Origin of the sequence: Nitrospirillum guanabarense (assembly GCF_034653355.1) — a bacterium.
Lineage (GTDB): Bacteria > Pseudomonadota > Alphaproteobacteria > Azospirillales > Azospirillaceae > Nitrospirillum.
The window spans coordinates 1,154,034-1,169,143 of sequence record NZ_JAYEER010000004.1 but is presented as its reverse complement, the minus strand read 5'-3'; the positions used below and the strand labels follow the sequence as shown (position 1 = coordinate 1,169,143).

At 67.2% G+C, this 15,110-nt stretch carries 14 protein-coding genes and 2 pseudogenes; 6 read left to right on the top strand and 10 right to left on the bottom strand.

Going from position 1 to position 15,110, the window contains the following annotated elements; all coding sequences use genetic code 11:
• Positions 1-34 precede the first annotated feature (34 nt).
• Positions 35-1,316, bottom strand: a pseudogene (gene glyA / locus UAA55_RS23360) (serine hydroxymethyltransferase).
• A gap of 70 nt (positions 1,317-1,386) precedes the next feature.
• Positions 1,387-1,821: a ribose 5-phosphate isomerase B gene (gene rpiB / locus UAA55_RS23355; protein WP_322955762.1), complete on the bottom strand. Its 435-nt coding sequence runs from the start codon at positions 1,819-1,821 to the stop codon at positions 1,387-1,389.
• Positions 1,822-2,374: 553 nt separating this feature from the next.
• Here rpiB and UAA55_RS23350 point away from each other — a divergent pair.
• Positions 2,375-2,819 (top strand): annotated as a pseudogene (locus UAA55_RS23350) (Ros/MucR family transcriptional regulator).
• Between the two features lie 124 nt (positions 2,820-2,943).
• Here the strand turns inward: UAA55_RS23350 and UAA55_RS23345 are convergent.
• The 3 genes from UAA55_RS23345 to UAA55_RS23335 form a co-directional block, all read right to left on the bottom strand.
• Positions 2,944-3,150 (bottom strand): DUF6898 family protein, encoded by a 207-nt coding sequence (locus UAA55_RS23345; protein ID WP_416235243.1) that lies wholly within the window; start codon positions 3,148-3,150, stop codon positions 2,944-2,946.
• A gap of 34 nt (positions 3,151-3,184) precedes the next feature.
• The gene (locus UAA55_RS23340) at positions 3,185-3,658 is read right to left on the bottom strand and encodes a MarR family winged helix-turn-helix transcriptional regulator (RefSeq protein WP_322955759.1); all 474 of its coding nucleotides are present in this window, start codon (positions 3,656-3,658) and stop codon (positions 3,185-3,187) included.
• Between the two features lie 277 nt (positions 3,659-3,935).
• Positions 3,936-5,039, bottom strand: coding sequence for an enoyl-CoA hydratase/isomerase family protein (locus tag UAA55_RS23335; RefSeq protein ID WP_322955758.1), 1,104 nt, complete (start codon positions 5,037-5,039; stop codon positions 3,936-3,938).
• Between the two features lie 236 nt (positions 5,040-5,275).
• Between UAA55_RS23335 and hemB the strand changes: the two genes are divergently transcribed.
• A complete protein-coding gene (hemB, locus tag UAA55_RS23330; RefSeq protein ID WP_322955757.1) occupies positions 5,276-6,298 on the top strand; it encodes a porphobilinogen synthase in 1,023 nt (340 codons plus the stop codon).
• A gap of 44 nt (positions 6,299-6,342) precedes the next feature.
• Here hemB and UAA55_RS23325 read toward each other — a convergent pair whose 3' ends face one another.
• The 3 genes from UAA55_RS23325 to UAA55_RS23315 all read right to left on the bottom strand — a co-directional run bounded on the left by UAA55_RS23325 (position 6,343) and on the right by UAA55_RS23315 (position 8,666).
• Entirely contained in the window at positions 6,343-6,576 is a 234-nt protein-coding gene (locus UAA55_RS23325) for a VOC family protein (protein WP_322955756.1), read from the bottom strand.
• A gap of 193 nt (positions 6,577-6,769) precedes the next feature.
• Positions 6,770-7,741 (bottom strand): YheT family hydrolase, encoded by a 972-nt coding sequence (locus UAA55_RS23320; RefSeq protein WP_322955755.1) that lies wholly within the window; start codon positions 7,739-7,741, stop codon positions 6,770-6,772.
• Between the two features lie 73 nt (positions 7,742-7,814).
• Positions 7,815-8,666, bottom strand: a complete 852-nt coding sequence (locus tag UAA55_RS23315) for an alpha/beta fold hydrolase (RefSeq protein WP_322955754.1) — start codon at positions 8,664-8,666, stop codon at positions 7,815-7,817.
• Positions 8,667-8,873: 207 nt separating this feature from the next.
• On the opposite strand from UAA55_RS23315, the gene UAA55_RS23310 reads away from it, so the two are divergent.
• Positions 8,874-10,193 carry a flagellar motor protein MotB gene (locus UAA55_RS23310; protein WP_322955752.1) on the top strand — a complete coding sequence of 440 codons (1,320 nt, stop codon included), beginning with the start codon at positions 8,874-8,876 and terminating at the stop codon, positions 10,191-10,193.
• 75 nt (positions 10,194-10,268) lie between these two features.
• On the top strand, positions 10,269-10,946 hold the full coding sequence (locus tag UAA55_RS23305; protein ID WP_416235220.1) for an arginyltransferase: 678 nt from the start codon (positions 10,269-10,271) through the stop codon (positions 10,944-10,946).
• Between the two features lie 111 nt (positions 10,947-11,057).
• Here the strand turns inward: UAA55_RS23305 and UAA55_RS23300 are convergent, their stop codons facing one another.
• Complete coding sequence (locus tag UAA55_RS23300; protein ID WP_322955750.1) at positions 11,058-11,345, bottom strand: hypothetical protein; 288 nt, start codon at positions 11,343-11,345, stop codon at positions 11,058-11,060.
• Between the two features lie 83 nt (positions 11,346-11,428).
• Here UAA55_RS23300 and UAA55_RS23295 point away from each other — a divergent pair, with 83 nt between their 5' ends.
• Entirely contained in the window at positions 11,429-11,632 is a 204-nt protein-coding gene (locus tag UAA55_RS23295; RefSeq protein ID WP_322955747.1) for a hypothetical protein, read from the top strand.
• On the opposite strand, the gene UAA55_RS23290 is transcribed toward UAA55_RS23295, so the two are convergent.
• Positions 11,629-12,351 carry a CPBP family intramembrane glutamic endopeptidase gene (locus UAA55_RS23290; RefSeq protein WP_322955744.1) on the bottom strand — a complete coding sequence of 241 codons (723 nt, stop codon included), beginning with the start codon at positions 12,349-12,351 and terminating at the stop codon, positions 11,629-11,631. The genes UAA55_RS23295 and UAA55_RS23290 overlap by 4 nt on opposite strands.
• A 198-nt stretch (positions 12,352-12,549) precedes the next feature.
• Here UAA55_RS23290 and UAA55_RS23285 point away from each other — a divergent pair, with 198 nt between their 5' ends.
• Positions 12,550-15,063, top strand: a complete 2,514-nt coding sequence (locus tag UAA55_RS23285; RefSeq protein ID WP_322955742.1) for a glycoside hydrolase family 9 protein — start codon at positions 12,550-12,552, stop codon at positions 15,061-15,063.
• Positions 15,064-15,110 lie beyond the last annotated feature (47 nt).

Here is a 15,110-nt window from a genome sequence, read left to right as displayed (position 1 = left end):
CCCCTCCGTGTGCGGCCGTTCAACCGGCCCTGTTTCAGTAAATCGGGAAACGGCGGCAGAGCGCCTGAACCTTTTCCCGCACCCGCGCCTCGGCGGCCGAGTTGTCGCCGTTGGACTTGGCCAGCGCGTCCAGCACCTCGATGATCATTTCGCCGACCTGGCGGAACTCCTCGGTGCCGAAGCCGCGCGTGGTGGCGGCCGGGGTGCCCAGGCGGACGCCGGATGTCACCATCGGCTTCTCCGGATCGAAGGGCACGCCGTTCTTGTTGCAGGTCATGCCGGCGTGTTCCAGGCTGACCTCGGCGTCGCGGCCGGTCAGCTTCTTGGGACGCAGGTCGACCAGCACGATGTGGCTGTCGGTGCCGCCGGACACGATGTCCAGGCCGCCCTTGATCAGGACATCGGCCAGCACCTGGGCATTGGCCTTCACCTGGGCGGCGTATTCCTTGAACTCGGGCTTCAGCGCTTCGCCGAAGGCCACGGCCTTGGCGGAGATGACGTGCATCAGCGGGCCGCCCTGCAGGCCGGGGAACACCGCCGAGTTGATCTTCTTGCCCAGGTCCAGGTCGTTGGACAGGATCATGCCGCCGCGCGGACCGGCGCAGGGTCTTGTGCGTGGTCGTGGTGACAATGTGGGCATGCGGCAGCGGGCTGGGATAGACGCCGGCGGCGACCAGGCCCGCATAGTGGGCCATGTCCACCATCAGATAGGCGCCGATCTCATCCGCGATGGCGCGGAAGCGGGCGAAATCGATCTCCCGCGGGTAGGCGGACGCGCCGGCGATGATCAGCTTGGGCTTATGCTCGCGGGCCTTGGCCTCCATCGCCTCGTAATCGATGCGGTGGTCTTCCGGGCGCACGCCGTAGCTGACGACGTTGAACCACTTGCCGGACTGGTTGGCGGCGGACCCGTGGGTCAGGTGGCCGCCGTGGGTCAGGTCCATGCCCATGAAGGTGTCGCCCGGCTTCAGCAGGGCCATGAACACCGCCTGGTTGGCCTGGGCGCCGGAATGCGGCTGCACGTTGGCGTAGGCGCAGTTGAACAGCGCCTTGGCGCGGTCGATGGCCAGCTGTTCGGCCACGTCGACATACTCGCAACCGCCGTAGTAGCGCTTGGAGGGATAGCCTTCGGCGTACTTGTTGGTCAGGACGGAGCCCTGGGCCTCCAGCACGGCGCGGGAGACGATGTTCTCCGACGCGATCAGCTCGATCTGGTCCTGCTGGCGGCGCAACTCGTCACCAATGACGCGGGCGAGTTCGGGATCGGCCGCCGCGAGCGTGTCGCTGAAGAAACCGGCGCTTTGAGTAAAAGCCATTCTGACAACCCTCTATGATGCGGATCCGCGTCGTCTGGACCCGCGCCGGGGCGCCGGTCCCGGAAGCGCCTCAGCCCAGCATGGCAACGCGCCGGGCGTGACGTCCCCCTTCATACGGCGTGGACAGGAAAGCCAAGGTGCAATCGCGCGCCACCTCCAGCCCGACGATGCGGGCGCCCAGCACCAGGACGTTGGCGTCGTTGTGCTGGCGGCAGAGACGGGCGGTGGTGATGTCGTGGCACAGGGCCGCGCGGACGTGGCGATGCCGGTTGGCGGCGATGCTGATGCCGATGCCGGTGCCGCAGATCAGCACGCCGGCCCCGGCCCGGCCGTCGGCCAGGGCGGCGGCCACGGCGTCCGCGAAATTGGGATAGTCCACGCTGGCGGGGCCATCCGTGCCCAGGTCCAGGACGGTCACGCCCTGCTCTTCCAGCAGCGCCTTCAGCGCGGCCTTCAGCTCGGTGCCGGCGTGATCGGAAGCGATGGCGAACGTCTTGGCGGTCATGAAGCCCAACCCATTTCGTGAACGCGCGAACCGGGGGCGCGCCCGCTTGGCCCGCCCCGTTGGCGCCACCCCGTGCCCCGGAGCGCCGCGATATGGTGCGGCGCCACAAGAAGTGGGGGCTAAAAACCGTGTGGACACTACCAGATGCGCCCCGCCGGCACCAGTTCCGGGATCCGCTGGCGGCGCAGCCAGGATATGCCTGGCACGCCGATCTGAACCCGGCCCCAGCTCAGGCGCCGAGCCTTTACGCGCTGGCGGTTGTGGCGGCCTCTGACAACGTCCAGTAGAACCACCTGCGCCGGTAATAGCCCGCCAATGCAGCAACTCAACGGTGAAGCCCACAATCCGTCTAAAATTGTCCACATGTGATGGACGTCACAATCAACGGGATTGGGCCTAACTATCCCCCCTCCAAGTCAACACGGCTGAACACTTGGTGAAGGGCACGAAGACCAGGCCTACATCGACAGGACAACTCGAATTAACATTGACATAACATTATGACTGTGCGAGGGGTACACTCACTTCGTTCCAATGTGTCAAGGCAGTTGAAATGATTGAACAACAGGACGGCGATCTGCGCGCGTCTCAACTTCTCCGGATGACGTCGGAAATCGTTTCTGCCTATGTTGGCAAAAATGCCCTGCCGGCCCAGCAGATCCCCGAGATCATCAGCACGGTTTACAGCTCTCTGGCCGGCCTCGACACGCCGCAGGTGGAAGCTCAGCCGGAACCGCAGCGCCCCGCCGTGCCCGTCCGCAAGTCGGTCACGCCCGAGTACATCGTCTGCCTGGAAGACGGTAAGAAGCTGAAGATGCTGAAGCGGCATCTGCGCTCCACTTACAACATGACCCCCGATGAATATCGCGCCAAGTGGGGTCTGCCGGCCGACTATCCCATGGTCGCCCCGAACTACGCCGCTCAGCTGGTCCGAGTTCGCGAAGAAGATCGGCCTGGGCAAGGCCCCGGCGGACCAGCCGCGCCGTCGCGCGTCCTGATCCACGATATGCCGGCCCAGCCCATCCGGGGCTGGGCCGGCCCAAAAAGAAAAACCGCCGCCCGTAAGGAGCGGCGGTTTTTCTTTGGCGTTTCAAATCAAGACTTCAATGATTCGATGTCGGCTCAGGCCAGGATGCCGCGCGGCTTGCTACGTCTTTTGGCTAAGACATATCTCAGCTTGGCCACCGCCACGCGGCGCAAATGCTCCCGGGGCAAATTGGCCGGTCCCTGGATGGAAACCTCGACCCCCGTGCTGGCGTCGATGGCCGTCGCCTTCACGATCTGACCGATCCGATGGTATTCGACATAGACTTCGTCGTTCCCGGCCATCATCCGGCACCCTGCTTGAAATAAACGCCGGCGTTCAGGCGGCGGAGCTTGCAGGATAGTTGGTGTAGTCCAGCGCGGAAGTCCAGAACCGCTCCAGCTTGCGCATCAGCTCATTGGCCTTGTTCAGTTCATCCGCGGACAGGCCGGCCTCACCCAGGGCGCCCACCTGGCGCTCGAACAGGGTGTTGATCTTGTCGCGCAACATGATGCCCTTTTCCGAGAGGCGGACGCGCACGGACCGGCGGTCATGGGCCGACCGCTCCTGCGTCAGATAGCCGTTCTCGTGCATCTTCTTGACGTTGTAGGAGACGTTCGACCCCAGATAGTAGCCCCGCGCGGTCAGTTCCCCCACCGTCAGCTCGTCCTCGCCGATGTTGTAGAGAATCAGGCTCTGGACGTTATTGATGTCCTGCACGCCCTGCCGGTCCAGTTCGACCTTCAGCACTTCCAGAAAGTGCCGATGCAGCCTTTCGATCAACAGGATGCTGTCGTAGTAAGGTTGCTTCAAAGCCCTCTCCTTCACACTGAACCGACGACATAGAGTGTTCGGCGGCAAATAAACCAACAGGAATCGCAGGGGATACGCAGATTCCATTGCGCGGACAAGACTTTAACGCATCGCCCCCGGGTAATCGACCCGATAATGTAAGAAAAGCTCAGAATTTGCCGCCCCCGTTGCCGCACCCTATCCCTAAAGGATAGGTCATCTAACGGTTTATCCGGGGTATCTCTTCCGGAGGAATAAGCCCGGCCACCGCCGGGCGCGCCTGCCGGTTCGGCGTACGTCAATCGGCGAAGGTGAGATCGCCCGACGGCGTCGGCTGGAAGTGCCGCTCCACCTCAGACTCGGATACCTCGGCCAACGTGGCGGGCTGCCATTTTGGCTGACGGTCCTTGTCCACCAGTTGGGCGCGGATGCCTTCGTAGAAGTCGTGGCCGGCCATGACCGCCTGGGTCATGCGGTATTCCATGACCAGCACGTCCTCGATCTCCAGCGACACCCCTCGGCGCAGCTGGCTCAAGGTCACTTTCAGGCTGGTGGGCGACATCTGCGACAGGGTCTTAACCGTGGCGGCCGCCCAGGTATCGTCGAATCCCTGCGTCTCGTCGCACAGGCAGGCCAGGATCTCCTCCACCGTTTCGGCGTTGAAGCTGCGGTCGATGGAAGGCGTGTGGGCGGCCAGCGGCGCCTCGCCGGGGAAGACGGCGTGGCGGGCCAGCACGGCGTTCACCGTGGCCTCGGGATGCGTGCCATAGCTGGTGGCGGCCAAATCCTCCACCAGCGCCTCGAGCTGGGCGGAGGGGACATGGTGGGTGGCGATTCCGGCATAGGCGGCGTCGGCGGCGCCCAGGCGGGCGCCGGTCAGCGCCAGGTAGGTGCCCAGTTCCCCCGGCAGGCGGGACAGGAAATAGCCGCCGCCCACGTCGGGGAACAGGCCGATGCCCGTCTCCGGCATGGCCAGCATGGTCTTCTCCGTCGTCACCCGGTGGCTGCCGTGCACCGACAGGCCCACGCCGCCCCCCATGGTGATGCCGTCCAGCAGCGCGATGTAAGGCTTGGGGTAACGCTTGATGCGTCGGTTCAGCCGGTATTCCTCGCGGAAGAAGTCGCGGGCGACGGCACCGTCGCCCTGTCCGCTTCGCAGGGCCTTGCCGCTGTCCCACACAGCCCGCACGTCGCCGCCGGCGCAGAAGGCGCGGTCGCCGGCCCCCTGGATCACCACCGCCTTGATGGCCGGATCCCGGGCCCAGGCGGCCAGTTGCGGATCAATGACGCGGATCATGTCCAGGGTCAGCGCGTTCAGCGCCTTGGGCCGGTTCAGCAGCACATGGCCGATGGCGCCGCGCACGGCGCAGATGACGTGGGGCTGCTCCACACTCTCGTTCATTCCCTCATCCCCTGAAGTTCGGGACCTTATTCATGTCCGCGGGGACCGCTGGCGCGGCCGCCCTTTGCGGCGATCATAGGGGGCGCGATCAGCCAATGCCAGTCCAGCGGCAGGGCTGCCCTGAGCGCAGCGGGCGGCCCGGCGCTTGAGGGGCCGGTGGCCGAGGCGTAGCATTCCCGGCACCGGATCCTTACCCAACGTCATTCCCAAACGTCCCAAGGACTTGGAGACCTTCCATGGTTGATCATGCCTCCCTGCCCCGCCGTTTCGGCGGCGATCCCCGCCAGCGTCCGCGCCGCAACCGCGTCGACGCCTGGACGCGCCGGCTGGTGGCGGAAACCCGGCTGTCGGTCGACGACCTGATCTGGCCGGTCTTCGTGGTGGACGGTGAGAACTGCCGGGAGCCGGTGGCCTCCATGCCGGGGGTTGAGCGGCTGAGCGTCGACCTGCTGGTGCCGGCCGTGGCCGAGGCGCGCGACCTGGGCATTCCCTGCGTCGCCCTGTTCCCCTGCCTGCCGGCGGACCAGAAGGATCCCCTGGGCAGCGAGGCCACCAACCCCGACAACCTGATGTGCCGCGCCCTCCGCGCCATCAAGCGCGAGGTGCCGGACATTGGCACCCTGGGCGACGTGGCGCTGGACCCCTACACCAGCCACGGCCACGACGGCATCGTCACCGACGGCCGCATCCTGAACGATGAGACGGTGGCCGTGCTTGTGCAGCAGTCGCTGGTGCAGGCGGCGGCCGGCTGCGACATCATCGCCCCGTCCGACATGATGGACGGCCGCGTCGGCGCCATTCGCGACGCCCTGGACGAAAGCGGGCATGAACTGACCCGCATCTGCGCCTATGCCGCCAAGTACGCCTCGGCCTTCTATGGCCCCTTCCGCGACGCGGTGAAGACCGGCGGCCTGCTGAAGGGCGACAAGCGCACCTACCAGATGGATTCCGCCAACACCAACGAGGCCCTGCGCGAGGTGCAGCTGGACCTGGAGGAAGGGGCGGACATGGTCATGGTGAAGCCCGGCCTGCCCTACCTGGACATCGTCCACCGGGTGAAGGCGGAGTTCGGCGTGCCCACCTTCGCCTACCAGGTCAGCGGGGAGTTCGCCATGATGAAGGCGGCGGCCCGGAACGGCTGGATGGACTATGAGAAGTCGCTGCTGGAAACGCTGCTGGCCTTCCGGCGCGCCGGCGCCGACGCCATCCTGACCTATGGCGCCGTCGACGCCGCCCGCTTGTTGCGGGCCGGATACTGACCGGGCGCGGCGCGGGCCGGACGCGCATCCGGCCCGCGCCTCCGTCACTCGGGATCGTGGCAGACGGCCTCGATATTGTGGCCGTCCGGGTCCAGGACGAAGGCCCCGTAGTAATTGGGGTGGTAGTGCGGGCGCAGGCCCGGCGCCCCGTTATCCCGCCCGCCGGCGGCGAGTGCGGCGGCGTGGAAGGCGTCGACCGTCTTGCGCTCGCCGCGGCGAAGCAGATGTGCAGGGCGCCGCCCTGCAGCCGCCGCCCCGTCCCGATCCAGAAGTAGCACTTGTCGTCGCTCCCATAGCCGGCGTGGGCGCCGGCGCCCGTCATCTCCTCGGTGATGTTCGCGAGACGGGTAATACCCAAGGGCGCGAGGGCGTGGTCGTAAAAGGCGGTGGACGTCGCGAAGTCGGCGACCGAGAAGCCAATGTGATCCAGCACAGGAATGACCCTCCCATATGTTTATTGTCGCACGCCCATCATGCCAGCGTTTCCAGGAAACGCACCAGGCATCGATCGAGCCATCCACCACCTAAAATAGCGCCTTGCCCCGTACGCGCGGCATGGAATCCGACGTGCCCCCCTTTGGTCACGATCAGGGGCACCAGCGCCGGGTGCGCCGCCCAGTCGAAGGCCAGATAGGGCTCCGGCGCGATCCAGGGATCGTCCAGGGCGTGGACGACCAAGGTGGGCCGGGTGATGGCGGGCAGGAACTGGAGCGCGCTGTTGACGCGGTAATAGTCCTCCGCGCCCCGCCAGCCGTTGGCCGGCGCGACATAGCCGTCGTCGAAGTCGTAGATGGTGCGGGCGCGGCGCACCGTCGCCTGGCGTTCAGCCTCCGCACTGCCCGGCTCGGCGGGTGTCGCCAGCGTTTCCGCCTTCATCTGGCGCAACAGCCAGAGATGGTAGGGGCGGTTGCGCGCCTTCAGGAAACGGCGGGAGGTGGCGGACAGGTCGATGGGCGCCGACACCGCCACGCCGCCGCGCACCAGGGGCGGCAGCGAAGCCACCTCCCCCATCAGCTTCAGCACCATGTTGCCGGCAAGGGAATAGCCCACGACCACGACGCCAGCCGCCGTCAGTTCCGGCCGGGTGGCCGCGAGGTGCGCCAGCACGGCGCGGGCGTCCCCGGTGCGCCCGGCGTGATAGCGCTGGCGCGTGCGGCCGATGAAGGGGCCGGCGCCGCGCAGGTTCAGGCGCAGGGCGGCATGGCCGCGCGCCAGCACCGCGCCGGCGGCGGCGCGGATGTAGGGGCTGTCCTCCGACCCCGCCAGGCCGTGGATCAGCACCACCAGGGGCCGGCCGCCAGCCGGAGCGGCGGGATGGTGCAGCGTGCCGGCCAGGCTGTCCCCGGTGCCATCGCCCATGGGAAAGACCAGGGACTCCCCCGGCGGCAGGGCATGCCAGGGACGGCGCACGGTGTTGCGCAGGGTCTGCAGATCCGCTCCCAACCAGGGCAGGCGGGGGTGGAACGGCGGATAGCCCGGGGGTGCCGGTGGACCTGATGGGACTCGCGGGGGCACGTCAGCGCAGGAAGTCGCGCACGGCCGCCAGCTGCGCCGGATCCATCAGCGCGGGGGCATGCCCGGCGTCCGCCACCTCGAACAGCGTGGCCTTGGGCCCCCGCTCCGTCATCGCCTGCGCGATCTCCGCCGTCAGCAGGTCGGACTGCAGGCCCCGGATGGCCAGGACCGGGCAGCGGATCATGCCCCACACCGGCCACAGGTCCACGTCGGTGATGGGCTGGGTCTGGAAGGCACGGGCGATGCCGGTGTCATAGGCCAGGCCCAGGGTGCCGTCGGGACGCGCCCAATAGCCATGGTCGGCCAAGTGGCGCCAGTGCGCGTCCGTCAGGTCGCCGAAGGGGGCGTAGACCAGGCTGAGGTAGCGCTGCACCTCCTCCACCGTGCGGAACACCGGGTTGGTGCCGACATAGGTGCCGATGCGCTCCAAGGCCGCCTTGGGCACCAGCGGGCCGACATCGTTCACCACCAGGCGGGTGATGGGCGTGTCGCCCTGGGCCGCCAGGATCATGCCGATCAGCCCGCCCATGGAGGTGCCGACCCAGTCCAAGGCTTCCACATCCAGGCGCGCGATCAGGGCCGCCATGTCGGCCAGGTATTGGGGATAGCCGTAAAGGTCGGGGTTGGCCAACGTGCCGCTCTTGCCCCGGCCCACCACGTCGGGGCAGACCACGCGGGCGCCCAGGCTGTCCGCCAGATCCGCCGCCAGCACGTCGAAGTCACGGCCGTTGCGGGTCAGGCCGTGGCAGCAAACGATGGTGCGCCCAGGGGTGCCGCCCCCTGGACTCCACTGCGTGTAGGCCAGGCGGTGGAAGCCCAGGGCGGAGAGCCCTCGAAGGGTATGTTCGGTCATGATCGCCATGGTTAAAGCGATACCATGGGGCTCGGCCCGGGGAAAGCCCACCCTTGGCCAGCATCGGCGCCATGACCATATGCCGCCCGCGACCAATTGTTCCGGGCGGGTATTGATCGCGGGCGCTCGATTTAGGATTTGTCGCGCCGCCCCCGGCCCCGGCTACACTGTTTGTCGACGGCTTCAGGGTGTTAAGGGGATATCGGCTTGGCCAGCGCGGGTGGCGACGAAAAAGCGCCCATCATCATCAAGAAGGTGAACAAGGGCGGCGATGGGCACCACGGCGGCGCCTGGAAGGTGGCGTACGCCGACTTCGTCACCGCCATGATGGCCTTCTTCCTGCTGCTGTGGCTGCTGAGCGTGACCACGGCGGAGCAGAAGCTGGGCCTGGCCGATTATTTCAGCCCCGCCACCCCGTCCAAGCAGGAGAGCGGCGCCGGCGGCGTGCTGGGCGGCAAGACCATCACGGTCAACGGCGCGGCCATGAACAACAGTTCCCCCACCTCGGTGGCGGTGCCCCTGCCCTCGCGCCCCCAGGCGTCCAACGCCTTCCAGTCGGTGGAGGACGCCACGGATGAGGCCCAGGGCAAGCCCGATGGCAAGGATGACAAGACCAGCGGCACCACCGACAACAATGGCGGGCGCAGCGACGGCAGCAGGTCGGGCGACGGGCGGCTGGACATGGACCAGAACGGCGACGGCAAGGTGGATGAGCGGGAGCTGAAGCAGGCCCTGGCCCAGCACGAGGACCAGCAGTTCAAGGAAATCGAGAAAGAGGTCCGCCAGGCCATCCAGCAGGTGCCGGAACTGAAGGCCCTGCAGCAGAACGTCATCATGCAGCGCACGCCGGAAGGCGAACGCCTGAACCTGGTGGACCAGGACGGCTATTCCATGTTCCCGTCGGGCAGCGCCAAGATGAACACGCAGACGGCCCAGTTGCTGTCCCTGGTGGCGCAGGCGGTGGCCAGGCTGCCCAACAAGGTGTCCATCACCGGCCACACCGACAACACGCCGTTCGCCAACGGCGCCGGCAATTACGGCAATTGGGAGCTGTCGTCGGACCTGCGCCAACGCCAGCCGCCGCGCCCTGGCGGCCGCCGGCGTGGCGGAGGACCGTATCGCCTCCGTCGTCGGCCTGGCCGATCGCGACCCGCTGTTCCCCGAGGACCCCAAGTCGCCGCGCAACCGGCGCATCAGCATCACCGTGCTGCGCGAGCATCCGCTGACCGAAACGGCCACCCCGCCGGGGACGGCCACGACGCCCGCGGGCGCCCCCACCACCCCGGCCGGCCAGCCCGTGCCGCCCCCGCCCCCCTCGGTCACCAGCCGGCCGGAAGGCGGCGGACACTGAGGGACACGGTTACTCCGAAAGGGAATGCCTCTGGCACGGTCCTACATCTCCCGGTAAAGTTTATCCGGCCCCGACATCGGGTATCGTTTTGGCCGGCATGGTTCTTGAGTAGGCCCAGTATTCGAGTAGGCCCAGTATTCGATCGTTTGCCCCGGGCATTTCCCCTGGGGCCCTGACCGTTCAAGAAAGGCGCGGATGTCCGTCATCCCCCCCATTCCCGGCCGTTGCAGCAGTTCTACCGCTCAGGCCCCATGCCCTGCCCCTACCTGCCAGGGCGCATGGAGCGCAAGCTGTTCACCCGCCTGGTGGGGCAGCAGGCCAGCAGTGTCAATTCCGCCCTGTCGCGCGCGGGCTTCCGCCGCAGCCATGACATCGTCTACCGCCCGGTCTGTGGCGGCTGCGCCGCCTGCGTGCCCGTGCGCATCCCGGTCGCCGCCTTCACGCCCAACAAGACCATGCGCAAGGTCATGCGCGCCAACGCCGACCTGGTCGCGGGCGTGCAGCCGGCCAGCGCGACGGCGGAACAGTTCCAGGTCTTCGCCAGCTATCAGGCCGCGCGCCACAGCGACAGCGACATGAGCCGCATGGGCATGACCGACTATGCCGCCATGATCGAGGAAGGCCAGGTCGACAGCCGGCTGTATACCCTGCGCGATGGCGGCGGCACCCTGATGGGCGCCATCCTGACGGACCGGCTGGATGACGGCTTCTCCGCCGTCTACAGCTTCTACAACCCCGACATGCCGGAACGCAGCCTGGGCACCCACCTGATCCTGACCCTGGTGGACCAAGCCCGGCGCGAAGGCCTGCCCCATGTCTATCTCGGCTACTGGATCGAGGGCAGCCGCAAGATGGACTACAAGCGGCGCTTCCAGCCGCTGGAAGCCTTGGGCCGCGACGGTTGGCTGCCGCTGGAGCCGGCGCCCTGACGCCGCGGCTTTCTGCCGTCACGCGCCGTCACATTTCCAAAATTCATTGCACAATGCAAAAAGCCTCTTTCATTGAGCAAGAGGCATCAGTCCATACGCGAGTCGGCGCCGTCAAACCGCCGCCAAATTAACGGCATGTATATTGCTTTGTTGCGATATGCCTGACAGCGGTACCCACGGGGGGTGTCGCGCCAGGACCTTGAGAAAAGGGTGCCTGCGTTCCATGCGTGCGGTCAGCGGTTTCATCCGCCCTGCGTTCCTGGCCTTGGTTCTGGCGTTGCCGGCGATGAAGCCGGCGATGGCGCTGAACATCGCCGTGAAGGGGGTGGTGGAGTCCAACTGTTTCGTGTCCGTCTCCACCGGCGACACCAGCCTGTCGACGGACGGCGGCAACGTCATGCTGGGCGACCTGGGCGAGCGCTGCAACGAGTCCGCCGGCTATACCGTGGTGCTGTCGTCCAACAACGGCGGCGCCCTGATCGATGCCCGGGGCAACAAGAATCCCCTACACCATCTCCTACGACCAGGTGGACGGCCGTACCTTGAGCGAGCCGCAGGTCATCAACCGCCTGGACCCGCAGACGGAATTGCGCACCGGCAGCATCCTGCTGAGCTTGCCGCGCCAGACGGTGCGCCAGGGCGGCTTCTTCAGCGACACCGTCACCATCACGGTCCGTGCCCGCTAGTCGGCGGGCCGCCGCCATCCGACCAGCCGGGGCAGCACCAGCAGGCCGACCCAATCCGTGGCCACGTGCGCGGCGATGGGGGCCAGCAGGTTGCCCGCCGCCAAGTAGACCAGGGACAAGAACATGCCCGCCACCGTCGTGGCCGCGACGCCGCGCCATCCGAGGTAAAGATGCGCCAGGCCGAACACCAGGGCGGAGGCGGCCATGCCCAGGGGCGCGTCCCCCACGGCCAGGGTGATCAGCAAGGGTAGCAGCAGGCGGAACGCCGCCTCCTCCGTCAGGCCGGCGTTCAGGGACAGGATCGCCGCCCAGATCCGCTCCGCGCCATCGCGGGGCAGCAGAACCTCGACATCACCGAACACCGCCGGCAGAAGCCGGCCCCGCCTTCGACTGGCGACGGCGACCACCGCGACCACGCAGGCGGCGATGGCCACCGCGGCGGTGCCTACCAGCACGGTCGCCCCCAGGGCCCGCGCCGGGACCACCAGCGGGGCGAATTCCGGCGGCGGTTCCCAGACCTGGCGCAAGCGGCCGAGCAGGGCCAGCGCCACCAACGTGCCACCACCGAACAGCAGCAGGCTGGTCACCACCCAGTTCCGGAAGAAGGCGCGCCGCCCCGCGTCCTCACCCCCCAACCTGAAGGCGGCGAACGCGTGCGCGTGCCACGGTGTCCAGACCGCCACCAGCGCCAGCGCCATGAAAAGCAGGTAGACAGCCATGCCGGTCCCCGATACGGACGCCGGCTGCCCGAGGCCGGCGGATTGGTAACGCAAGTCTGGCCCGGGACGGATGTTCCAGCCCCCTCAGCCGATGGTCGTGGTCGCTTGGGGGTTGTGTCCGCGCCCGCTTTGCCGCACAGTGTCGGCAAAATGGTACCGTTAACATAAAAATGTTAACGCTAACGGGAGGGAACATCCATGCGGGCAGTCTGGTTCGCCGCCGCCTTGGCTATTCAGCCATGGCTTATCCAATCGTGTTTCGCCGCCACCCCACCTGCCATCGCCGTCTCACCAGGGTTGAGCGTCAGCCCGAACGAGACTTTGGAGATGCAGGGCCTCAGCGTCATCGTCGACCAGATGCACTTCCATCCGGTGTTCCGCGATGAGAAGAACGCCGGCATCCAGATCGTGCTGCACGGCGAGCGCATCGCCACCGATGGCGCCGTGCGCCTGAACCCCACGCCGGAACAGTGGGACCCTGTCCCCGCCTTCGTGAAGCGCGAGCGCGGCCCCGGCCCCGACCAGCTGACGGTCTACAGCAACTTCCCCGAACAGGGCTTCAGCTACCGCCTGGTCATCACGCCGGAGGGCACGGGCTTCCGCGTGGCGGTGAACATGGATCAGCCACTGCCAGCGGAGTATGTCGGCAAGGCCGCCTTCAGCCTGGATTTCCTGCCCACCAGCTATTTCGGCAAGACCTATGTGCTGGGCGACAACCCAGGCCTGTTCCCCCGCAATCCCGCCGGTCCCATGGCCAAGGACGGTTCGGGCGATCCGCTGCCCCTGGCCTCGGGCGGATCAAGCATCGTGCTGGCGCCGGAAGATCCGCTGACGCGGGTGGCCATCACCTCCGACACGGCACCCCTGGCCCTCTATGACGCCCGCAACCGGGCGCAGAACGGCTGGTTCGTGGTGCGCGCCCTGATCCCGGCCGGCAAGACCACGGACGCCATTGTCTGGCACGTCCATCCCAACGTCATCAAGAACTGGGTGCGCGATCCCGTGGTCGCCTTCAACCAGGCCGGCTACACGCCCGACCGGGCCAAGGTCGCGACCATCGAACTCGACCCGCACATGAAGGCGCCCAAGGACATCCAGCTGGTGCGCATCGGCGCCGACGGCGCGCGGACGGTGGCGCTGAAGGGCACCATCAAGCCCTGGGGCAAATGGCTGCGCTACGACTACGCCACCTTCGACTTCTCCTCGGTGCGCACGCCCGGCATCTACGCCATCTCCTACGCCGGGCACCTGTTCAATCCCTTCCGCATCGCCCCCGATGCCTACGACCATATCTGGCAGCCGTCGCTGGACACCTATCTGGCGGAGCAGATGGACCACATCGCGGTACGCGAGCAGTACCGCGCCTGGCAGGGCCTTTCCCATATCGACGACGCCCGGCAGGCCGCCCCCAACATCCACCATTTCGACGGGTACAAGATGGGCCCGCACCTGGACTCCCCCTTCAAGCCGGGGGAGCACATTCCCGGCCTGAACGTGGGCGGGTGGCAGGATGCCGGCGACTATGACATCCAGACCTCCGACAACGCCTGGGTGGTGCGCGACCTGGTGCGGGCGCGGGAACTGTTCGGCCTGGACTGGGACGAGGACACCATCGATGAGGCCGCGCGCCAGGTCGAGATCCGCAAGCCCGACGGCATTCCCGACGTGCTGCAGCAGATTCGCCACGGCACCCTGCAGCTGCTGGCCCAGTACAAGGTCTTCGGCCACGCCATCGTCGGCATCATCGAGCCGACCTTGAAGCAGTATACCCACCTGGGCGACGCCGGGTCGCAGACCGACCGCCTGATCTACGACCCCAAACTGGGCCCGAATGAGTCGAACGGCATCTATTCCGGGGTGCCCGACGACCGCTGGGCCTTCACCTCCGACGTGCCGGCGGACGATTACCATGTGGCCGGCGCCCTGGCCGCCGCCTCGCGCGTGCTGGGGGAGGTCGATCCCGACCTGGCCGCCCAGGCGCTGGCCGCCGCCAAGGTGTTGTGGGCCAACCAGCAGGACCCCAGCGACCGCATGGACCGGCCGGAACGGGGTGACTGGAACCCCGCCGACCTGCTCGACATGGCCGCTTTCTCCGCCACGGTGGATTTGGTGATCACCACCAAGGGTGCCGATCCGCTGTACACCAACAAGCTGAAGTCCCTGCTGCCCACCATCAAGCAGCGCTTCGCCTTCCTGGGCGGCATGGCGACGCTGGCCCTGCCCTACATGGACGCCGACTACCGCGCCCAGCTGACCCAGGCGGTGACGGAGGCCAAGGCCGCCATCGACGCCGAGGCCGCCAAAACGCCCTTCGGCGTGCCCGTGGCCATGGGCACCTGGGCCGGCTCAGGCCAGGTGGCCGGCTTCGGCACCAACATGTACCTGCTGCACAAGGCCTTCCCCGGCATCATCGGAACCCAGTACACCCTGGACGCCCTGGACTACGTGCTGGGCCGCCACCCGGCGACCAACCTGTCCCTGGTCTCCACCGTGGGCACGGAATCCAAGATGATCGCCTACACCCACAACCGCGCGGATTACTCCACCGTGCCGGGCGCCATGGTGCCCGGCGTGCTGGTCGTGAAGCCGGACTTCCCGGAGCAGAAGGTGGCGTGGCCCTTCCTGTGGTTCGAAAACGAATCCACGGTGGCCACCACAACCTCCTACATCCTGGCGGCCAACGCCGGGATCATGGTGACCAAGGGACAGTAAAGGTGATGGGGGCGGCGGTTTGCGCCAGCCCCCATTCTTTCCCGCCC